The 20,831-nt window shown below is 72.2% G+C and carries 19 protein-coding genes and 1 pseudogene; 11 read left to right on the top strand and 9 right to left on the bottom strand.

The genetic code is table 11. The features are described from left to right. Nucleotides 1–26 precede the first annotated feature (26 nt). Nucleotides 27–1,637, bottom strand: a complete 1,611-nt coding sequence (locus GRC12_RS25435) for an acyl-CoA synthetase (protein ID WP_208781674.1) — start codon at nucleotides 1,635–1,637, stop codon at nucleotides 27–29. Nucleotides 1,638–1,823: 186 nt separating this feature from the next. Between GRC12_RS25435 and GRC12_RS25430 the strand changes: the two genes are divergently transcribed. From GRC12_RS25430 to GRC12_RS25405, 6 genes are all read left to right on the top strand, one after another. Next, nucleotides 1,824–2,624, top strand: coding sequence for a crotonase/enoyl-CoA hydratase family protein (locus GRC12_RS25430; RefSeq protein ID WP_208781673.1), 801 nt, complete (start codon nucleotides 1,824–1,826; stop codon nucleotides 2,622–2,624). Nucleotides 2,625–2,646: 22 nt separating this feature from the next. Then, nucleotides 2,647–3,588, top strand: coding sequence for a Zn-ribbon domain-containing OB-fold protein (locus GRC12_RS25425; RefSeq protein WP_208781672.1), 942 nt, complete (start codon nucleotides 2,647–2,649; stop codon nucleotides 3,586–3,588). After that, nucleotides 3,585–4,634, top strand: coding sequence for a thiolase domain-containing protein (locus tag GRC12_RS25420; protein WP_208781671.1), 1,050 nt, complete (start codon nucleotides 3,585–3,587; stop codon nucleotides 4,632–4,634). The genes GRC12_RS25425 and GRC12_RS25420 overlap by 4 nt, the downstream gene beginning before the upstream one ends. After that, a complete protein-coding gene (locus tag GRC12_RS25415) occupies nucleotides 4,631–5,797 on the top strand; it encodes a thiolase domain-containing protein (protein WP_208781670.1) in 1,167 nt (388 codons plus the stop codon). Before GRC12_RS25420 ends, GRC12_RS25415 begins: the two co-directional genes overlap by 4 nt. 94 nt (nucleotides 5,798–5,891) lie before the next feature. Further along, the gene (locus GRC12_RS25410) at nucleotides 5,892–6,134 is read left to right on the top strand and encodes a DUF397 domain-containing protein (protein ID WP_133048453.1); all 243 of its coding nucleotides are present in this window, start codon (nucleotides 5,892–5,894) and stop codon (nucleotides 6,132–6,134) included. Between the two features lie 187 nt (nucleotides 6,135–6,321). After that, nucleotides 6,322–7,224, top strand: a complete 903-nt coding sequence (locus GRC12_RS25405) for a universal stress protein (RefSeq protein ID WP_208781669.1) — start codon at nucleotides 6,322–6,324, stop codon at nucleotides 7,222–7,224. A gap of 40 nt (nucleotides 7,225–7,264) precedes the next feature. Here the strand turns inward: GRC12_RS25405 and GRC12_RS25400 are convergent, their stop codons facing one another. Together GRC12_RS25400 and GRC12_RS25395 are read right to left on the bottom strand one after the other, a co-directional pair. After that, nucleotides 7,265–7,537, bottom strand: a complete 273-nt coding sequence (locus GRC12_RS25400; protein WP_133048455.1) for a hypothetical protein — start codon at nucleotides 7,535–7,537, stop codon at nucleotides 7,265–7,267. Continuing rightward, a complete protein-coding gene (locus GRC12_RS25395) occupies nucleotides 7,534–8,355 on the bottom strand; it encodes a phytanoyl-CoA dioxygenase family protein (protein WP_208781668.1) in 822 nt (273 codons plus the stop codon). The genes GRC12_RS25400 and GRC12_RS25395 overlap by 4 nt, the downstream gene beginning before the upstream one ends. A gap of 70 nt (nucleotides 8,356–8,425) precedes the next feature. On the opposite strand from GRC12_RS25395, the gene GRC12_RS25390 reads away from it, so the two are divergent. Beyond that, on the top strand, nucleotides 8,426–9,211 hold the full coding sequence (locus GRC12_RS25390) for an AraC family transcriptional regulator (protein WP_208781667.1): 786 nt from the start codon (nucleotides 8,426–8,428) through the stop codon (nucleotides 9,209–9,211). 117 nt (nucleotides 9,212–9,328) lie between these two features. Here the strand turns inward: GRC12_RS25390 and GRC12_RS25385 are convergent, their stop codons facing one another. From GRC12_RS25385 to GRC12_RS25370, 4 genes and pseudogenes are all read right to left on the bottom strand, one after another. After that, nucleotides 9,329–10,405, bottom strand: coding sequence for an ABC transporter ATP-binding protein (locus GRC12_RS25385; RefSeq protein ID WP_208781666.1), 1,077 nt, complete (start codon nucleotides 10,403–10,405; stop codon nucleotides 9,329–9,331). Further along, nucleotides 10,402–11,259, bottom strand: a complete 858-nt coding sequence (modB, locus tag GRC12_RS25380; RefSeq protein ID WP_208781665.1) for a molybdate ABC transporter permease subunit — start codon at nucleotides 11,257–11,259, stop codon at nucleotides 10,402–10,404. Before modB ends, GRC12_RS25385 begins: the two co-directional genes overlap by 4 nt. Further along, nucleotides 11,256–12,092, bottom strand: a complete 837-nt coding sequence (gene modA, locus GRC12_RS25375) for a molybdate ABC transporter substrate-binding protein (RefSeq protein WP_208781664.1) — start codon at nucleotides 12,090–12,092, stop codon at nucleotides 11,256–11,258. The genes modB and modA overlap by 4 nt, the downstream gene beginning before the upstream one ends. Nucleotides 12,093–12,153: 61 nt before the next feature. Further along, nucleotides 12,154–12,399 (bottom strand): annotated as a pseudogene (locus tag GRC12_RS25370) (MerR family transcriptional regulator); the annotation flags it as partial. 145 nt (nucleotides 12,400–12,544) lie between these two features. On the opposite strand from GRC12_RS25370, the gene GRC12_RS25365 reads away from it, so the two are divergent. The 4 genes from GRC12_RS25365 to GRC12_RS25350 all read left to right on the top strand — a co-directional run bounded on the left by GRC12_RS25365 (nucleotide 12,545) and on the right by GRC12_RS25350 (nucleotide 17,486). After that, a complete protein-coding gene (locus GRC12_RS25365) occupies nucleotides 12,545–13,015 on the top strand; it encodes a molybdopterin-dependent oxidoreductase (protein WP_208781663.1) in 471 nt (156 codons plus the stop codon). A gap of 107 nt (nucleotides 13,016–13,122) precedes the next feature. Further along, complete coding sequence (locus GRC12_RS25360) at nucleotides 13,123–13,812, top strand: M24 family metallopeptidase (RefSeq protein ID WP_208781662.1); 690 nt, start codon at nucleotides 13,123–13,125, stop codon at nucleotides 13,810–13,812. A 229-nt stretch (nucleotides 13,813–14,041) separates the two neighbouring features. Continuing rightward, nucleotides 14,042–16,924: an ATP-binding protein gene (locus tag GRC12_RS25355; RefSeq protein WP_208781661.1), complete on the top strand. Its 2,883-nt coding sequence runs from the start codon at nucleotides 14,042–14,044 to the stop codon at nucleotides 16,922–16,924. A 64-nt stretch (nucleotides 16,925–16,988) separates the two neighbouring features. Further along, on the top strand, nucleotides 16,989–17,486 hold the full coding sequence (locus GRC12_RS25350) for a hypothetical protein (RefSeq protein WP_208781660.1): 498 nt from the start codon (nucleotides 16,989–16,991) through the stop codon (nucleotides 17,484–17,486). A gap of 10 nt (nucleotides 17,487–17,496) precedes the next feature. Here the strand turns inward: GRC12_RS25350 and GRC12_RS25345 are convergent, their stop codons facing one another. Then, nucleotides 17,497–19,473, bottom strand: coding sequence for an N-acetylmuramoyl-L-alanine amidase (locus tag GRC12_RS25345; protein WP_208781659.1), 1,977 nt, complete (start codon nucleotides 19,471–19,473; stop codon nucleotides 17,497–17,499). A 264-nt stretch (nucleotides 19,474–19,737) separates the two neighbouring features. After that, nucleotides 19,738–20,831, bottom strand: a 1,094-nt coding sequence (locus tag GRC12_RS25340) for an aminoglycoside phosphotransferase family protein (RefSeq protein WP_208781658.1), incomplete at its 5' end; no start/stop codon positions are given.

The following is a 20,831-nucleotide window of genomic DNA, read 5'->3' as shown; positions in this document are numbered from 1 at the left end:
CCTCGCCTCCCGCTGCCCCGCACCCCTTACCGATCCGCCGCCACCGCCACTTCCTTGGCCCACCGGTAGTCCGCCTTGCCGCTCGGCGAGCGCCGTATCGTCTCGGCGATCACCAGCTGGCGGGGGATCTTGTAGCCGGCGAGATGGGTTCGGCAGTGCGACTGGATGTCCTCCAGGGAAGGCCGCGACGCGCCCTCGCGAAGTTGGACCACCGCCGCCACATGGTTGCCCCACTGCGCGTCCGGCACCCCGGCCACCAGCGCGTCGTACACGTCCGGGTGGGACTTCAGCGCCTGCTCGACCTCCTCCGGGTACACCTTCTCGCCGCCGGTGTTGATGCACTGCGAGCCACGGCCCAGGACGGTGACCACGCCCTCCTCGTCCACCGTGGCCATGTCGCCGAGCAGCACCCAGCGCCGGCCGTCCTTCTCGAAGAAGGTCTCGGCGGTTTTCCGCGGGTCGTTGTAGTAGCCGAGCGGCACATGGCCGCACTGGGCGACCCGGCCCACCTCACCCACCGCTACCGCCTCGTGCGTGGCCGGATCGACCACCTGCGTACGGGCGTTGACGCGGATGCGGAAGCTCTGTCCGGCCCCGGAGTCCGCCGTCGCCGTGCCGTTGAAGCCGGACTCGGAGGAGCCGTAGTTGTTGAGCAGCATGGCGCCCGGGAGCAGTTCCTGGAACTGCCGGCGCACCGTCTCCGACATCACCGCGCCGGAGGAGGAGACGCTGAACACCGAGGAGCAGTCCGTGCCCTTCATCGGCCCCTTCAGCGCGTCGATCAGCGGCCGCAGCATCGCGTCGCCGACCAGGGACATGCTGGTGACCTTCTCCTTCTCCACGGTCCGCAGCACCTCTTCGGGCACGAACTTGCGGTGGATCACGACCCGTTGGCCGAAGTTGAAGCCGATGAAGGAGGTGAGGGTGGAGGTGCCGTGCATCAGCGGGGGAGTGGGGAAGAAGGTGATCCCGCTGCCCCCGGCAGCCACCCGCTCGGCCAGCTCCTCCGGTTTCTTGACCGGCTCACCGGTCGGCGCGCCCCCGCCCAGCCCCGAGAAGAACAGGTCCTCCTGACGCCACATCACACCCTTGGGCATTCCGGTCGTGCCGCCGGTGTAGATGATGAACTGGTCGTCCCCCGACCGCGCGGGGAACCCGCGCTCGGCCGAACTGCCCGCCTCGGCCTCGGAGAAGGACAGCACGGAGGCCATGTCGGCCGTTTCCCCCACCCGGACGAGATGCCGCAGCTTCGGGCACTGCGGCAGCGCGGCCGCCACCCGGTCGCCGAACTCCGCGTCGAAGACGAGGGCGACGAGGTCGGCGTCCCGGTAGAGGTACACCAACTCCTCTTCGACGTACCGGTAGTTGACGTTGACCGGTACGACCCGTGCCTTGAGGCAGCCGAGCACCGTCTGCAGGTACTCGACCCCGTTGTAGAGGTGCAGGCCGAGATGCTCGCCCGGCCGGATCCCCGCGTCGATCAGATGGTGGCCGATCCTGTTCGCCGCCGCGTCCAGCTCCGCGTACGTCAGCCGGCGCTCCGCGCCCGTGCCGGGGTGGTCGATGTACACCAGGGCTTCGCGGTCCGGCACCACGTCGACGACCGACTCGAACAGGTCCGCAAGGTTGTACTCCACCGCTCCTCCTGACCCCGGCAGCCATGACCAAGAAAGGCGCATCCGTCGGTTCGCCGGTCATCAGAGCAAAGGGCGCGGCAACTGTGAAGGGTTCGCGCGAAGAAATCTGACTGACTGTCAGAAAACTCTTGAAGTGCCTCCCCGGCTACTGCAACCTGTTCTCGTTCCAGGAGAGGGGAGTTGGCCATGGGTGGGACGGAACACCTCACCGTGCGGCGCGAAGGCGCCACACTGGTGCTCACGCTCAACAGGCCCGAAGCCAAGAACGCGCTCTCGCTGCCGATGCTGGTCGGGCTGTACGACGGCTGGGTGGAGGCCGACGAGGACGAAGCGGTGCGCTCGATCGTGCTCACCGGCGCCGGCGGCTCGTTCTGCGCCGGCATGGACCTCAAGGCCCTCGCGGGCCGCGGCACGGACGGCGAGCACTACCGGGACCGCCTCAAGGCCGACCCGGACCTGCACTGGAAGGCACTGCTGCGCCATCACCGCCCCCGCAAACCGGTGATCGCCGCCGTCGAGGGGTACTGCGTGGCGGGCGGCACGGAGATCCTCCAGGGCACCGACATCCGGGTCGCGGGCGAGTCGGCGACCTTCGGGCTCTACGAGGTCAAACGCGGTCTGTTCCCGATCGGCGGGTCGACCGTCCGGCTGCAACGGCAGATCCCGCGCACCCACGCCCTGGAGATGCTGCTCACCGGCCGCCCCTACACCGCCCGCGAGGCCGCCGACATCGGACTGATCGGGCACGTCGTCCCGGACGGCACCGCACTCGACAGGGCACTGGAGATCGCCGAACAGGTCAACGCGTGCGGGCCGTTGGCGGTCGAGGCGATCAAGGCCTCCGTCTACGAGACGGCCGAGATGACGGAGACCGACGGCCTCGCCTCCGAACTCAAGCGCGGCTGGCCGATCTTCGACACGGCCGACGCGAAGGAAGGCGCCCGAGCCTTCGCGGAGAAACGGCAGCCCGTCTACAAACGCGCCTGACCCCCACCGAAGGAGACCGGGCATGCCCGAAGTCCTCAAAGCCCCCCTCGCCGTCGAATTCCCCTTCACCCGCTCCCTCGGCCCGGTGCAGAGCGCCTTCCTGACCGGTCTGCGCGAGCGCGTCGTCCTCGGCGTGAAGGCGAAGGACGGCCGCACCCTCGTCCCGCCCGTCGAGTACGACCCCGTCACCGCAGAGGAGATCCGCGATCTCGTCGAGGTCGCCCCCACCGGCACCGTCACCACCTGGGCCTGGAACCACGAACCCCGTCGCGGTCAGCCCCTCGACACGCCCTTCGCCTGGGTCCTGGTCCGCCTCGACGGCGCCGACACCGCTCTCCTGCACGCCCTCGACGCCCCCGGCCCCGACGCCGTGCACACGGGGATGCGCGTCCGCGTCCGCTGGGCCGAGGAGCGCTCCGGTGCCATCACCGACATCGCCTGCTTCGAGCCGTACGACGGCGAGCCGGCCGGGCCGACCGGTCACAGCGGCGAGTTCGCCGACGCGATCAGCGGCATCGTCGCCTTCGCCCGTCTCGACTACACCTACTCCCCGGGACGCGCGCAGTCCGACTACATCCACGCCCTCTCCGAGCGGCGCACGGTCGGCGAGCGCTGCCCCTCCTGCCGCAAGGTGTACGTGCCGCCGAGGGGCGCCTGTCCCACCTGCGGCGTCGCCACGGCCGAACACGTCGAAGTGGGCCCGCGCGGCACGGTCACCACCTTCTGCATCGTCAACATCAAGGCGAAGAACCTCGACATCGAAGTGCCCTACGTCTACGCCCACATCGCCCTCGACGGCGCCGACCTCGCCCTGCACGGCCGGATCGGCGGCATCCCCTACGACCAGGTGCGCATGGGACTGCGCGTCGAGCCGGTGTGGACGGAGGGCGCCCGCTACCCCGACCACTACCGGCCCACCGGCGAGCCCGACGCGGAGTACGACACCTACAAGGAGCTGCTGTGACCCGGGACATCGCGGTCGTCGCCTTCGCCCAGACCGACCACCGGCGCACCACCGACGAGCTCTCCGAGGTGGAGATGCTCATGCCCGTGCTGCACGAGGTGCTGGACCGGACCGGCCTGAAGACCGCCGACATCGGCTTCACCTGCTCCGGCTCCAGCGACTACCTCGCGGGCCGCGCCTTCTCCTTCACGCTCGCCCTCGACGGGGTCGGCGCCTGGCCGCCGATCTCCGAGTCGCATGTCGAGATGGACGGTGCCTGGGCGCTGTACGAGGCGTGGACCAAGCTGCTGACGGGCGACGCGGACACCGCGCTCGTCTACTCGTACGGCAAGTCCTCGCCCGGCTCCGTCCGTGACGTCCTGACCCGGCAGCTGGACCCGTACTACGTGGCGCCCCTGTGGCCGGACTCGGTCGCCCTGGCCGCCCTGCAGGCGCAGGCCCTCATCGACGCGGGCGACACCGACGAGCCCGCCCTCGCTGCCGTCGCCGCCCGCAGCCGAGCGGACGCCACCGCCAACTCCCATGCTCAGCTGAGGGGTTCGCTGCCGCAGGGCGAGTATCTGGTACGACCCCTGCGCACCGGCGACTGCCCGCCGATCGGCGACGGCGCCGCCGCTGTCGTCCTCGCGGCGGGGGAGCGGGCCCGGGAACTGTGCGAGCGCCCCGCGTGGATCCGGGGCATCGACCACCGCATCGAGGCGCACAGCCTGGGCGTGCGCGACCTGACCGACTCGCCGTCCACGCGGCTGGCCGCCGAGAAGGCGGGCGCCTTCGAACGGCCCGTCGACACCGCCGAGTTGCACGCGCCGTTCACCTCGCAGGAGGTCGTGCTGCGCAAGGCCCTGCGGCTGGACGACAGCGTGCGCGTCAACCCGTCCGGGGGAGCCCTCGCCGCCAACCCGATGATGGCCGCCGGACTGATCCGCATCGGTGAGGCGGCGGCCGGCATCCACCGGGGCGAGTCCGACCGGGCACTGGCCCACGCCACCTCCGGCCCCTGTCTGCAACAGAACCTGGTCGCCGTACTCGAAGGGGATCCGCGATGAGCAAGGAGCCCGTGGCCGTCGTAGGGATCGGCCAGACCAAGCACGTGGCGGCGCGCCGGGACGTGTCGATCGCGGGCCTCGTCCGCGAGGCCGCCGGGCGGGCACTCGAGGACGCCGAGCTGACCTGGGCCGACGTCGACGCCGTCGTCATCGGCAAGGCGCCCGACTTCTTCGAGGGCGTCATGATGCCCGAGCTGTACCTCGCCGACGCCCTCGGCGCGGTCGGCAAGCCGATGCTGCGGGTGCACACCGCGGGCAGCGTCGGCGGATCGACGGCCCTCGTCGCCGCCAACCTGGTCGCGGCCCGCGTCCACGGCACGGTGCTGACCCTGGCCTTCGAGAAGCAGTCCGAGTCGAACGCCATGTGGGGCCTGTCCCTGCCCATCCCCTTCCAGCAGCCGCTGCTGGCCGGCGCGGGCGGCTTCTTCGCCCCGCACGTGCGCGCCTACATGCGACGCAGCGGCGCCCCCGACACGGTCGGCTCCCTGGTGGCGTACAAGGACCGGCGCAACGCGCTGAAGAACCCCTACGCCCATCTGCACGAGCACGACATCACCCTGGAGAAGGTCCAGGCCTCACCCATGCTGTGGGACCCGATCCGGTACTCGGAGACCTGTCCGTCCTCCGACGGCGCCTGCGCGATGGTACTGACCGACCGGGCGGGGGCCGCGCGGGCGCCCCGGCCGCCCGCCTGGATGCTGGGCGGTGCCATGCGCAGCGAACCGACCCTCTTCGCCGGCAAGGACTTCGTCTCGCCCCAGGCCGGCAAGGACTGCGCCGCCGACGTCTACCGGCAGGCCGGCATCGCCGACCCGCGCCGGGACATCGACGCCGTCGAGATGTACGTGCCGTTCTCCTGGTACGAGCCGATGTGGCTGGAGAACCTCGGCTTCGCCGACGAGGGCGAGGGGTGGAAGCTCACCGAGTCCGGGGTCACCGAGCTGGACGGCGATCTCCCGGTCAACATGTCGGGCGGGGTCCTGTCGACCAATCCGATCGGGGCGTCGGGCATGATCCGCTTCGCCGAGGCGGCGCTCCAGGCGCGCGGGCAGGCCGGAGAACACCAGGTGGACGGGGCCCGGCGGGTGCTCGGGCACGCCTACGGCGGCGGATCGCAGTTCTTCTCGATGTGGCTGGTGGGCTCAGAACCCCCCGAGTCCTGAAAGGTTCCCGAAAGGTCCTCCTCACGTGGCCTGTCGGCGGTCGGACGCGATCGCTAGGCTGACCGCGGACGACGAAATCGGGAGGAGCACGGACGTGGCCGAGAGCACCATCCAGCAGCACCCGTTCGCGGGCTGGGACAAGCCGGAGCTGGACCTCAGCAACGCCGACTGGCACTCGAGCAGCCGTGGTCTGGGGGATGTCCAGATCGCCTTTGTCGAGGGATTCATCGCGATGCGCAACAGCGGCCGCCCGGAGAGCCCTTCCCTGATCTTCACTCCGGCGGAGTGGGGTGCGTTCGTGTCGGGTGCCAGGGAGGGCGAGTTCGACCTCACCTGAACCACGGGAACCCGAACCGCCGAAACCCGAACCGCGCCACCCCGAACGGCGGGGGCCGGTCCGGGTGAACCGTCGGAGGTGCGTTTCGCCGGTTTTTCCGGACACGCGACCGTGAGCACGTCCCCGGGACCGCCGCCTGAGCGAGGCTGGCCCCGGGGGACGGTCGTACTCCGGAGGTGAGGAACCCATGAGCACCCTGCCGGTCATCGCGGCGGTCGACGGTTCGGACGACAGTCTGCGCGCCCTGGACTGGGCCCTCGACACCTCCCGCAGACGCGGGGCGCCGCTGCGGGTGGTCCATGTGCGGCAGTATGCCGCCTGGGCACAGCCCGACGTCCTGGTCGCGGGGCCGCCGGACCCGGATGCCGATTCGGTGCTGGACCAGGTCCACGCGTATGTCGCGGGGATGCCGGACCGGCCGGACATCGAGTACGTGGGTCTGGAGGGCGCACCCACCGCTCTGCTGCCCGAAATGGGGTCCAGCGCACAGCTGTTGGTGCTCGGTTCCCGGGGGCGCGGCGGCTTCGCCAGTCTGCTGCTCGGCTCCAACGGCATGGCCGCCGCACGGGACGCCGAGTGCCCCGTGGTGGTGATCCCGCGGCCCGGCCGCGAGGTGCACGGCGAAGCGCCCGCCGAGCCGGGCCCCCGTGTCGTCGTCGGGCTGCAGGTCGACAGCCCCGACGAGGCCACCCTGGACTTCGCCTTCACCGAGGCCGCGCTGCGCGGCGCCCGCCTGCAGGTGATCGCCGCCTACGCCTGGCCGGTGCAGTCCTGGGCGGCCCCCTCGGAGCTCATGCCGCTGATGGTCGACCAGGAGGCCGTCGAGCGCGACACCTGGACCCTCGCCGAGGGCTTCCTCGCCCCCCACCGCAAGAACCGCCCCGACGTCCGCGCCGAGGCGTACGCCATGCCGGGCGACGCGGCGGGTCTGCTGGTCGCCGCCTCCCGCGACGCCGACCTGGTCGTGGTCGGCCGCCACCGCCGGCGTCTGCTGGCCCCGGCCCGCATGCTGGGCTCGGTCACCCACGCGGTCCTGCTGCACGCGGTCAGCCCGGTCGCGGTGGTGCCGCCGACGCCGGCGGAGGAGTGACACCCTCCCGGTGGTCACATCTCGACACCTTCCCCGGTGGTCACACCTCGACGAGCTTCTCGAAGAAGAACTCGTGCTTGAGGAACGACGTCTCGTGCTCCGCCCCCGGGTAGGGCGGGACGAGCTGGGCCGCCTGGAACAGCCGCCAGCCGTCCTCCAGGGCGGCCACGCCCGTCTTGTACGGCGGCTCGTCGCTGTCGCCGGTCGTGGGCCGGCTGCCGCCCGTGCCGTCGTAGCGGGCCCAGCCGACGACGTCGGAGTCGAGGGCGGAGGTGCCCAGGTACAGGACGAGGACCTGCTGTCGGGTGGTCACACCGTGCTCCTTCGCGAGGCGGGCCGGTTGGAGATCCGGGTGGCCCAGTGGTCGATGTCGAAGCCGGCGTCGCCGGTCAGGGAGCGCCACAGCCGGACCCGGTTGTGGATCTCCAGTCGGCCGGTGGCGGTCTCGTACCAGGGAAAGACCCGCCGCAGCTCCTCGCTGACGGCCGGGGCATCCAGGTCGGCCGTGTCCCACAGCCGCACCTGCGGCACGGTCGGGTTGAAGCGGATCTTGTACATGTGGCGGACGGTGTCGCTGTCGTTGCGCCGACCGCCGTGCCAGATGCCGTGGTGGAGCAGGGCGACCGTGCCGGCCGGGCAGGTCAGGCGGGTCTGGCCGAGGAGGTTCTGGTAGCGGCCGGTGTCGCTCTCGTTGGTGCGCCGCAGATGGCTGCCCGGGACGATGAGCGTGCCGCCCATGTCCGCGGTGACCTCCTGCGGGTAGTACATGAGCTGCACGTCGAACGCGTCGAGGCGCAGGTCGATCAGGGCGTCCGCGTGCAGCGGCTGGGCGCTGCCCTGGTGCGGCTCGCGGGTGTGCACGAAGTGGTGGTCGACGGTCGGATCCGGCCCCACGAGGCTCTCCAACGCGCCCGCGACGACGGGCAGTTCGACGAGCCGGCGGGCGAAGGAGCCCTCGGGGAACGCCTTCGGCACCTCGGAGCCGTACGGCACCGGGTCGAGCCCGGTGTCGAAGACGCCGAGCGCCTCCTCGTTCATCTCCGGGGGCACGACCGCGTCCAGACGCAGGAAACCGTGGGCCACGAACCGCGCCACCTGGACGGAGTTCAGCAGCTGTCGTGTGGTTGGCATACGGCAACCGTAGAAAGCCCTGGGCGGTCCGTCGTGGGCTGTATTCGGCGAGCACTGGTAAATTTCCACCATGCCTCAGCACGTGGACCTGGCCCTCGACCTGCCGCCGCAGGTCGTCAACGCGGGCGTCGGCGTCCACGGATCGGCCGGCCCACACGAGGTCTTCCGCCTCCCACGCCTGTGGCAGCTGCATCTGTACGGCTACTCGGGCGTCCTGGAGTTCGGCGGCACCCGGCACCCCATCCGCCCCGGCCACATCAGCCTCGTACCGCCAGACACGGAGGTCCACTTCCACTACGACGCGCCCCGCTGCGAACACCTCTACGCACACTTTCGTCTCCCCGGCGAGGGCGAACGGCGCCGGGTTCCGGCGATGCAGGACGCGGGCGCGGAGGCGGCCGTGCTCAGCGGGCTGCTGCGGCAGACGGTCGCCGCCGGCACCCAGTCCCCGGCGCGGGCCTCGGCGGAACTGTGGACGGTGCTGTGGCGTACGACGGCCCTGGCCGACGCGGCCGAGCACCGCCCAGGCGTCCGGCACCCCGCGCTGCGCACCGCCATGGCGTACATCGAGGAGCAGCTGGCCGGCCCCCTGACCATCCCGGACATCGCCCGGGCCGCCGGCGTCTCGCACACCCATCTGACCCGGCTGTTCCGTGACGGCACCGGGTACACGGTCGTCGCCTACATCCGGCGCCGACGCATGGAGCGCGCCCGGCACCTGCTGATCGCCTCGACCCTCGCGATCCCCGCGATCGCGGCCACGGTCGGCATCCCCGACCTGCAGGCCTTCAACAAGACCTGCCACAGGGAACTGGGCGCCTCACCCCGCACGGTACGGGCGACCGCGGGGAGCTGAGGCCCGCCGGCGCCGAGTGGGTAACGCCTGTCCCCCTTTCCGCCTGGACCTGGGCGGGACCGAGCCGGGCGGTATGCAGATCGAGCACGCTACATGACGGGGCTGGGAGCGGTGTGCTCAGACCGGATAGGCGTGTGTCTGTGTCGCCTTCACCGTCGCCCACACCGACGCGCCCTGGTGCAGGTCGAGTTCGGCGGCGGCGACCGTGGTGAGGTCGGCGGCCAGCGGGAGTTCGCCGGTGAGGTCGGCGCGGATCTGGTCGCCGTGCGTCTCCAGTCCGGCGACCTCGCAGCGCCAGAGGTTACGGGCGCTGGAACCGGTGGGGCGGTCCCGGTAGAGCGTGACGGCGCTCGGCGGGAAGGCCACGAACACCGGGCCGGTGAGGTCCTCGGTGGTGGTGATGGCGGGACCGGTGTCGAGGCGGACGGTGTGACCGCCGGCCTGCCCGCGGTAGAGGTTCAGGCCGACGAGCTGCGCGACGTACTCCGTGCGCGGGTGCCGGGCGATACCGGACGGGGTGCCCTCCTGGACCACCGAGCCGTCTTCGACGACGACCAGACGGTCGGCCAGGACCATGGCGTCCAGCGGATCGTGCGTGACGAGCACGGCGACCGCCTCGAACTCGGCGAGATGACGGCGGAGTTGTGCCCGTACGTCGAGACGGGTGCGGGCGTCCAGGGCGGCGAGGGGCTCGTCCAGGAGCAGCAGGCGCGGACGCGTGGCCAGGGCCCGGGCGAGGGCCACGCGCTGGGCCTGGCCGCCGGAGAGCCGGCGCGGTTTCACGGCCGCGTGGTCCGCCAGGCCCATGCGCTCGAGCCACTCGGCGGCCCGCGCCCGCGCCTCCGCCTTGCCGGCACCCTGGCAGCGCGGGCCGAAGGCCACGTTGTCCAGGGCCGTGAGGTGGGGGAAGAGCAGATAGTCCTGGAAGACCACGCCGACCGGGCGGGACTCCGGCGGCGTACGGTCCAGCTCCTCGCCGTCCAGCCGCAGATGCCCGCCCGTCAGCGGGGTCAGACCGGCGAGGGCGCGCAGCGCGGTGGTCTTGCCCGCCCCGTTCGGACCGAGCAACGCGACCACCTCGCCGGGCGCGACGCTCAGGGCCACGTCCAGGCGGAAGGCGCCCCGCTCGACGATCAGGCGGGCGTCCAGCCCGTCCAGCGCGGTGTCGGCGCGCACGTCGTGGGTCCCGGTCATCCGGCGCTCATCCAATGGTCGCGCAGCCCGGCCAGTACCGCGATGGACACCGCGAGCAGCACCAGACTGAGGGCGATGGCCGCCTCGGGATCGTTCTGCAGGGCGAGGTAGACGGCCAGCGGCATGGTCTGGGTACGGCCGGGGAAGTTCCCGGCGAAGGTGATGGTCGCGCCGAACTCGCCGAGCGCGCGGGCCCAGGCGAGGACCGCGCCGGCCCCGATGCCCGGCGCGATCAGCGGCAGCGTGACCCGGCGGAACGCGGTGAAGCGGGAGGCGCCCAGGGTGGTCGCGGCCTCCTCGTAGCGCGGGTCGGCGGCCCGGAGCGTGCCCTCGACGCTGATGACGAGGAACGGCATCGCGACGAACGCCTCGGCCACCACCACGCCCGCCGTGGTGAACGGCAGGGTGACGCCGAACCAGGAGTCCAGCAACCGCCCGACGACCCCGTTGCGGCCCAGCGCCATCAGCAGCGCCACACCGCCGACCACCGGCGGCAGCACCAGCGGCAGGGTGACCAGGGCCCGGACCAGGCCACGGCCGGGGAACTCCACGCGGGCCAGCAGCCAGGCCAGCGGGACGCCGAGCACCAGGCTCACCGCGGTCGCGGCGGTGGCGCACAGCAGGGACAGCCTGAGCGCCTGCCACACGGCGGGACTGCTCAACTGGTCCGGCAGGTCGTGCCATTCGGTCCGCACCAGCAGCGCGACGAGCGGTACGAGCAGAAACGCCAGGCCGATCAGCGCGGGCACCAGCAGCGGCAGCGGCACCCCGCGGCCCCACCACCGCGCGTGCCGCCGCCGCGCCCCGGCCACCAGGGTGTCGGGCGCGGCGTCGGAGGCGTCCACCTTGGTCACGGCTTGAGGAACCCGGCCTCGGTCAGGACCTTCTGGCCCTCCGCGGACTGCACGAGCGCGATGAAGGCCTTGGCCGCCACGGCGTTGGGGGCGTTCTTGACCAGGGTGATCGGGTAGTCGTTGATGGCGTTCGCCGACTCGGGGAACTCCACGCCCTGCACCTTGCTGCCGGCCGCCTTCACGTCCGTCTTGTAGACGACGGCAGCGTCGGCCTCCTTCAGCACCACCTTGTTGAGGGCGGACTTGACGTCCTGCTCGTAGGAGACCGGGGTGAGCTTGAGCTTGCTCGCTGTCAGCGCCTTCTGGGCGGCGGCGCCGCACGGCACCGTCTTGTCGCACAGCACCACCTTCAGCGAGGACTTGGTGAGGTCCTTCAGGGAGGAGATCTTGTCGGGGTTGCCCGGCAGGGTGGCGATCTCCAGCTGGTTGCGTACGAAGGTGGCGGGGGTGCCGACCGCGTCTCCCTTGGCCGTCACGATCTTCATCGTCTTGGGGCTCGCCGCGGCGAACACGTCGGCGGGCGCGCCGCCGGTGATCTGCGCGGCGAGGGTGTCGCTGCCGCCGAAGCTGAAATTGACCTTGGTGCCAGGGTGCTCCTTCTCGAACTCCTTGCCCAGGGCCGTGAAGCTCTCCTGGAGCGAGGCGGCAGCGAAGACGGTCACCGTGCCGGAGGTCTTCGTCGAGGCGGAGCCGGAGGCGGACGCCGAGGAGTCCGACTTCCCCGAGGAGGAGTCCGAGTCGGACGACGAGCAGGCGCTCAGGGCCAGCAGCGCGGCGGCGCCCACGCCGGCCACCTGCAGGGTCCTGCGGTTCCGGCGCGCGGTACGGGTCATCACGGGTCCACTCCCTCTGGTCCTCACGGACACGACATCACGTCTGGTCCGGGCGGACCAGTCACGGCCTCTCGACGACCACGTCGGTCGACTTGATCACGGCCACCGCCGGAACACCCGGCTCCAGCGTCAGCTGCTGCGCCGACACGTCCCCGAGGATCACGTCCGTGACGAGCCCGGAGAAGCGGTTGCGGGCCGAGGAGCCGGTGGTCTCCCGTTCCGTGCCGTGCAACCGCCGGGCGTAGGCCGCGAGAGCGGGCCCGGGGATGATCCGGTGGCCAATCTCGTCCCGGTCGGCGGTGAGTCGTGTGCATACACAGAGGATTTTGCCGCAGATGCGAGGGGAAAGTCTCTAGTCGCACCGCATGAGCCGGAATTGTGATCTACCAGGTTGGCATGTGCGTTTGTACGGGGAGTGCGTCCGGGTACGGTCATCCGGGAGGTGGTAGCCCGTGAGCCAGTCCTTCACAGCCGCCGCACCGGTCGCGGAACTCGTCCTCACCGGCGACCTGACCCGTCCCGCCCGGCTCACGGTGCCCGACCTGCTGGCCTGGCCGCAGCACACGGCCGAGGTGAGCTTCGAGTGCGCCACCAGCGGCGTCCAGTACCACCGCTTCACCGGGCCGCTGCTGCACGACGTACTGGCGGCGGCCGGGCCCGTCTTCGACCCCGCCCGCCGCAAGGACCGCCTGCGCTTCCTGATCGCCGTGTCCGGTACGGACGGCCACCACGCCCTGCTGTCCTGGGCGGAGATCGACCCGGACTTCGGCCGCGCACCCGTCCTGCTCGCGGTGACCATCGACAGCACCCCGCTCGACCGCACGGGCCCCCAACTCGTCCTGCCGCAGGACCGCTGCGGCGCCCGGCACATCAGCGGCATCGACGCGATCCGCGTGGACGGCGGCTATCCCATGTGGATGTGACACCCGTGACCCCGCCCTCGCTGCGGATCAGCCTGGGGGGCACGCGGCGGACCCGGGGCCCCGGAATCGCGTTGCCGTACACGAGCGCGGTGATTACGGTCGGCCGCATGGCGGATGACGAGATCACGCGCGCGACGAGGCTGCTGGACGCCCAGGCGAAGGCCGAGCGGCTGTTCGCGGAGATCGGGGCGCTGGGGCTCGTGGCGCCCGGCGCGGGGGAGCGGGCGGTCAGCGACCGGATCCGGGATCTGGCGAACGACCTGTTCGGCACGACCCGGCACTGGCACAAGCGGATCGTGCGTTCCGGGCCGAACACCCTGATGCCGTACCGGGAGAACCCGCCGGACCGGACGATCGGCGCGGACGACATCGTGTTCGCCGACTTCGGCCCGATCTTCGAGGAGTACGAGGCCGACTTCGGCCGGACCTTCGTCCTCGGCGACGACCCGGTCAAGCACCGGCTGCGCGACGACCTGGCGAAGATCTTCGAGGCCGGCAAGCGGTTCTTCGCGGCCGACCCGGACATCACCGGCGCCGGGCTGTACGCCGAGGTCGAGCGGCTCGCGAAGGACGCCGGCTGGGAGCTGGGCGGCTGGCACGCCGGGCACCTGGTCGGGGAGTTCCCCCACGAGACGATCGAGGGCGCGCACACCGAGTCGTACATCACCCCGGCCAACGACACCCCGCTGCGGCGCACCGACAAGGCCGGGCGCCGCTGTCACTGGATCCTGGAGGTCCATCTGGTCGACCGGGAGCGGGAGTTCGGCGGGTTCTACGAGGAGCTGCTCACCCTCTGATCCGGCCGCACCAACGGCCTGGCCGTCGCTCGGTGCCGCCTGTGGGGCTTGCGGATCGGTGACGTCCGCCAGCCGTCAGATACTTCCCGTACGACGGAAGTGGTTCCGGGTCCGGCAGTAATGGTCAGACCGGGGCGCGGCGCCCCCGTGAGGCGTACTCTGAGCAGCCTGTAGGCCACGGTGCGCGCTCGCTCCCCGCGCGGGCGCACCACCGGGGCGGGGGGTACACATGGTGCAGCGCATCGTACGGAGCAAGCGCACCCTCTTCGAGCGCGAGAGCGAACTCGCCGCTGTCGACGAGGCGTTGGACGAGCTGGCCGGACTGCGCACGGACGGCGCCGAAGCGGCCGAGCGTCCCCGGGGCGCGCTGCTGGCCGTCGCCGGACGCGCCGGCATCGGCAAGACCACCCTCCTTGCCGAGATCCGTCGGCGCGCCACCGCGCGGGGCTGCACCGTGCTCTCCGCGCGCGGCGGCGACCAGGAGCAGCGGGTCGCCTTCCACGTGGCACGCCAGCTGCTGCAGCCCGAGTTCGCCGGCTCCGGCGAGAGCGACCTGCGGGCCTCGCTGGGCAGTTGGTACGACATCGTCGGCCCCGCACTCGGTCTGTGCGCGCCGACCGCCGCCGCCCCGCCCGACCCGCAGGGCCTGCGCGACGGCATGGACTGGGTGCTGACCCATCTCGCCGTGCTGCGCGCCCCGATGGTGCTGGTGCTGGACGACGCCCACTGGGCCGACCCCGAATCCCTGCGCTGGCTAGCCGCGTTCGCCCCACGCGCCGAACAGCTGCCGCTGCTGGTCGTCGTCGCCTACCGGCCCGACGAACTCCCCGACCACGCCGAGCCGTTACGGGGACTGCCCGGCCGTGCGGGCGGACGCCCCCTGGACCTGGAGCCGCTCAGCGCCGCCGCGGTCGCCCGCCTGGTGCGCGAGACCTTCGGGCCGCACGCCGACGACGCGTTCTGCCGCGAGTGCTGGGCCGTCACCGCCGGAAGTCCCTTCGAGACGGTCGAGTTGATCGCCAAGGTGCGCGACCGCGGTCTCACCCCCACCGAGAACAGCGCCCATCTGCTGCGCGATCTCGCCGCCGCCGTCAAGGGCAGCGGCCTCGTCGCCCGCCTCGAACGTCTGGGCGCCTCGACGGTCCGCTTCGCGTGGGCCTGCGCCGTCCTCGGCACCGAGATCCATCCGCTGCTCGCCGCCGCCGTCGCCGGCCTCGGCCACGAGGAGGCCGCCGACGCCGCCGACGCCCTGCGCGGCGCCCGCATCCTCACCGGCGGCGAGACCCTGGAGTTCGTCCACCCGCTGATCGCCACCGCCGTCTACCGGGCCATCCCGCCCGGAGTCCGCGTCGCCCTGCACGGCCAGGCCGCGTGGTGTGTGATCGACGCGGGACTGGGCCCCGCCGCGGCCGCCCGGCACCTTCTGGAGACCCACCCCGAGGGCGACACCTGGGTCGTGCAGCAGCTGCGCGCCGCCGCCGCGCAGACCCTGCGCGCCGGCGCCCCCGACGCCGCGCGCAGCTACCTCGCCCGCGCCCTGCGCGAACCCCCGAACGCCGAGGACCGCGCCGCCGTCCTGTACGAACTGGGCTCCGCCTCGCTGCTCACGGAGCCCGCCACCACCGTCAACCATCTGCGCGCCGCCCTCGAGGAGCCCATCGCCGACGCCGGCCTGCGCCACCGCATCGTCTACCGGCTCTCCCAGGTCCTCGCCCACAGCGACCGCCTCGCCGAGGCCTCCGAGACCCTGGCCCGCGAGATCCGGGTGACCGACGACGCCCGGGTCAAGCTGCGCATGGTGTCGGAGGAGTTCATGTGGGACGCCTTCCGCGCCGACGAACCCGACCACCCCTCGCGCTCCCGCCGCCTCACCAAGCTCGCCGACCGCCTCAAGGGCCGCGATCTCACCGAGCGGTACATCATCGGCCTGCGCGCCTGGGACGCCACGCTGCGCGGCGAGCCCGCCCACATCGCCCTGCAGCACGCCGAACGCGCCCTCGACGGCGGCCTCGGCTGGGCCGAGCCCGACCGCGGCTTCGAGGTCCCCGTCCTGGTCGCCCTCGCCTTCATGTACGCCGACCGGCCCGGCCGCACCGAGGAACTCTTCGCGGCCGGCATCGCCGACTTCGAACGCCAGGGCTGGCGCGGCGCCCACCTCTCCTTCGCCTACACCCTCCTCGCCTACGTCCGCTACCGGCGCGGCCGGCTCGCGGAGGCGGAGGACTTCGTCCGCGCCGGCCTCCGCCTCGCCGAGCGCGTCGGGCCCGGCACGCCCGCCCACTGGTACGCCGTCGGCATCCTCATCGAGGTCCTGCTCGCCCGCGGCCGGCTCACCGAGGCCACCCACGTCGGCGAGGACTACTCCTTCTGCGCGCCCTTCCCGGCCGCAGTCGTCTTCCCCGACGCCCAGACGGTCCACGGCGAGCTCCTGCTCGCCCGCGGCCTGACCAAGGAGGCGGCGGAGGAACTGGCCGCCGCGGGCCGCCGCCTGGAACCGCGCGGCATGCGCAACCCGGCCTGGTGCCCCTGGCAGCTCCACCTCGCGCGCGCGGAGGCCCATGAGACCCCGGAGCGGGCCGTAGCCACCGCCCTCGAAGCGCTCGCCCGCGCCCGCCAGTACGGCACCCCGTCCGCCGTGGGCCAGGCCCTGCGCACCGCGGCGGAGGTCTCCTCGGGATCGGCCCGCGTCAAGTACCTGGAGGAGTCCGTCACCCATCTGGAGCGCTCCCCGGCCGCCTACGAACTCGCCTGCGCCCTGGTCGCCCTCGGCACCGAACTCCGCCGCACCGGCCGCCCCCGCGAAGCCGCCGAACACCTCTACCGGGGCCTCGACGCGGCGGTCCAGTGCGGCGCCGACGGACTGGTCGAGTCGGCCCGCGAGGAACTCACCGCGGCCGGGCTGCGTCCCCGTCGCCTGCACAGCACGGAGACGGACACCCTGACGGCCCGCGAACGCACCGCCGCGAACCTGGTGGCCGAGGGACTCAGCGAGGCGGAGATCGCGCGGGAGATGCAGATCGACGAGCCGATGGCGGTCCGCCTGCTCTCGGCGGTCTGCCGGAAGATGGGCACGGAGATCACCGGACTGCCGGCCGCGCTGAGGACGACCTGAGAGCGGTACGGTCGGCACGCACCCGCGCCCGCGGTACGGCCCCTCGTCCCATTACCATGGGCGCATGTCGTTCCTCCGCCGCCGCAACGCCACCCCCGCCGGCCCCGACTTCGACGTCCTGGCCATGGACCCGGGCGACTGGCCCGGCAACCTCGGCGCCGGTCTGCTGCCCGCCCCCGACGGCACCTGCCAGGGCGTCTTCCTGCGCTACGACCTCTTCGGCGGCCGCGGCCCCGCGATGATCATCGGCAACCTGCCCGAGGGCTCCCCGGCCCGCGAGGTCGGCGAGGGCGAGATCCCCTTCGAGGTGGCCCAGCTGCTGCTCGCGCTGGAGAACGAGGAGGAGGTCACCGTCGTCGGCGTCGAGGACATGCCCGTCATGCAGGGCGACAACCTGCTGATCGTGCGCCGCCTGAAGCTGTCGGAGAGCCGGATCTCCTGCGTCCAGTTCGACCGCAGTGACAACGTCCTGGTGACCATCGCCGCCTGGGACCGCCCCATCACCGACGACCTGTACGCCCTGCTGAAGCCGCTCCCGGCGGAGCTTTTCCAGCAGGGCTGACGCGGCTCGCCTACCTGCCCGCGGGCAGCAGCCGCACGTCCGCCGCCCGGACGAACTCCACCCGGTGGCCGTACTGGATCTCGTAGTACAGGTCCTTGCCCCTGACGACCCGGTGCGCGTCGGTGGTGAAGGTGACCGCGTAGTAGTACTCACCCGGCACCAGTTCCCCGACGACGTACTTCTGCCCCTTCGGCAGGGTGTACGGCAGCGGGGACACCGCCTGGACCGGCACTCCCGCCGGGTACGCGGCGGCTTCCGGGTAGGCGCGTCCGTACACCGGAACGCTGTCCAGACCGGCCTTCGGCGTGACGACGAGACCCGATGCCGGCACCGCCGTCGGGTGCTTCTTCGGGTTCTTGAACCAGGCCTTCTGACCCAGGTACCAGATCGCCGTCCAGTCCTTGTAGTGCCCGGCGACCGCGTACTGCTGGCCGGCGGAGACCCGTGAGCCCACGTCGTTGACGTCGATCGTGGAGTCCGCGCCCTTGTGCAGCCCGACGTCCTTGATCAGGGCGGAGTTCTCGTCGTGGTCGGAGTACAGCCGCACCTCGCTGGAACCGTGCGCCGCGCACGGCCGGCCCGAGGTGCCACAGCCGGTGTACACCGGCCGGTTGGTGGCGTAGTCGGGCAGGATCGTCACCAGCGCGCCGCTCTTGCCCGCGGTCCGCTTGAAGGGGTGACCCAGCAGCTCGAAGTAGTGCCGCCAGTCCCAGTAGGGGCCGGGGTCGGTGTGCATGCCGGGGATGGTCGACGTGGTCGGGCCGGGCACGTTCTCGTGGCCGAGGATGTGCTGCCGGTCCAGCGGGATGCGGTACGTCGCGGCCAGATAGCGCACCAGCCTGGCCGAGGAGCGGTACATGGCCTCCGTGTACCAGGCGTCCGGCGCGGCCAGGAAGCCCTCGTGCTCGATGCCGATCGACTTGGCGTTGATGTACCAGTTGCCCGCGTGCCAGGCCACGTCCTTGGCCTTCACGTGCTGGGCGATCAGACCGTCGGTGGAGCGGATGGTGTAGTTCCACGACACATAGGTCGGGTCCTGGACCAGGTTCAGCACACCGTCCCAGGCGCCCTCGGTGTCATGGACGACGATGTACTTGATGCTCTGTGAGGCCGGGCGGTCGCCCAGGTCGTGGTTGCCGTAGTCGTTGTCGCCGAACTGCTGGTACGGCGCCGGGATCCACTCGCAGGACACCGACTTCGGGCACTCGGTGCCTTCGCCGGACAGGGCGCGCAGGCCCGTCCTCCCGATCTGCGCGGTGTCGGGGGCGAGGCCGGGCTCGGCGGTCAGAGCGACCCGCTGACCGGCGTCCGTGGTGCGCTGCTCGCCGGTGCGGAGCACGTCGAAGACATCGTTGGCATAGGCGGCCGCGGTCGCGGTGTCGTCCGCGCCGGAGAAGCGCGCTACCGCTCCGTACCAGTCCGCCGGGTCGCCGCTCAGCGGCTCGCCGAGGTCCTTCTGGGCGGCGGCGAGGAGTGCGGCACCGCCGGCGACGTTGGCCGCCTCGTCGGTACGCAGCCGCTCTGCCGGGATGCCGGTCAGTGCGGCGGCCTTCGGCAGCGTCTCGAGGCGTGCGGGGAGCCGGGACTCGGCCGGCACGGTGGCGGTGGGGTGCAGGGCGCGGCGGGCGCCGTCGCCGCGGGCGTCCTCGGTGCCCTCGCTGTGGTGCGAGGTGGCGGCGAGCGCGGTGTGCGCGTCGGTGAGGTGCATCGGGCCGTAACCGCCGCTCACGCTCGGCGCGCCGTCGTGCGTGTCCCAGCGGGACTGGAGGTAGGAGACGCCGAGCAGCACGCTCGGCGGGACGTGGTACTCGGCGGCCGCGGCGGCGAACGCCCGCTGCAGTGATCCCGCGGACGACGCGGGGGTGCCGGCGGCCGGGGCCGCGCCGAGCAGCGGCAGCAGCAGGGCCGCCGAGGCGAGGGCGCCCGCGACCGTGCGGGCGCGTCTGTGGCCGGGGGTGGACGCGGGGTCGGTGACGGATCCTCTCAACGCAGCCTCCTGGGACGGACGAGCCTGACGGGGCGTGCAAAGCCGAGCGGTGGGTCAGTGGTACCCGCTGGCCGACGATCCGTCAATCATGCCCAGAGGCGGGAGATTTCCCATGTCAACACGAGGGTGGCGGAGTTTCGCGGGGGCGGTGTGCGGGCCTGCGGGGCGTCAGTGGCCCACACCAATGGCCGTGTCCGCACCGGCCCCGGACATACGAAGATCCGCGGTGCGCCGTCGGTGGCGCACCGCGGACCGCCGTCCCCGTCAGCGAGTGCCGACCGCCGCGCGCACGGCCTTGCGGGCCAGCTGGCAGTCGTCGTGCAGCCGCCGCAGCAGCAGCCGTTGCTCCTCGCCGGACGGCGCAGCACCCGGGTGGGCCACTCCCGGTGCCGCCGGGGTCGCGTCGTGCATCGAACGCTGCACGGCCGTCTCGTAGGTACGGATCTCCCGCGTCAGGACGAGCATCAGGTTCACCAGGAACGCGTCCCGTGAGGCGGGGCCCGCCGACTGGGCGATCTGGCTGATCTGACGGCGTGCCACCGGCGCGTCCCCGAGGACCGACCACAGCACCGCCAGGTCGTAGCCCGGCAGGTACCAGCCCGCGTGCTCCCAGTCCACCAGCACTGGACCGGCCGGGGACAACAGGATGTTCGACAGGAGTGCGTCGCCGTGGCAGAACTGGCCCATGCCCTGCCGGCCCGCGGTCGCCGCGATGCCGTGCAGCAGCTTCTGCAGATCGCCCATGTCCCGGTCGGTGAGCAGCCCCAGCTCGTGATACCGGGAGATGCGGGCCGCGTAGTCGAGCGGGGCGTCGAAGGTGCCCGCCGGCGGTCGCCAGGCGTTGAGCCGGCAGATCGCGCCGAGGGCCGCCCTGATGTCCGCCCGGGGCGGGGCCTCGGCAGGGTGCCGCTGCAGCGCCGCCACCCGTCCCGGCATCCGCTCGATGACCAGGGTGCAGTTGTCCGGGTCCGCCGCGATCAGTCTCGGCACCCGCACCGGGGGGCGGTGCCGGACGAACGAGCGGTAGGCCGCTATCTCGTGCCGGATCCGCTCGGACCACGCCGGGGAGTGATCGAGTAAACACTTGGCGACGGCCGTGCTGCGCCCGGTCGTGCCGACCAGGAGCACGGACCGTCCGCTGCGGCGCAGCACCTGCACCGGAGCGAACTCCGGGCAGATGCGGTGCACCGACGCGATCGCCGTACGCAGCTGGGCGCCCTGGGGGCCGGACAAGTCGAGTCTCCCGCTGAGCGGTTGGGTGCCGAGCCCCGCCGGACGCCGTGGCCGACCCGCACCGAGCACGGGGGCCGCCTGCCGGGCGGCGGGGTCGAGGTAGGGGCCGCTGCCCGCCGGGCGGG

The organism is Streptomyces griseorubiginosus, assembly GCF_017614965.1.
Lineage (GTDB): Bacteria > Actinomycetota > Actinomycetes > Streptomycetales > Streptomycetaceae > Streptomyces > Streptomyces griseorubiginosus_B.
The sequence above is the reverse complement of the archived record's forward strand: the minus strand, read 5'-3'. Positions and strand labels throughout refer to the sequence as shown.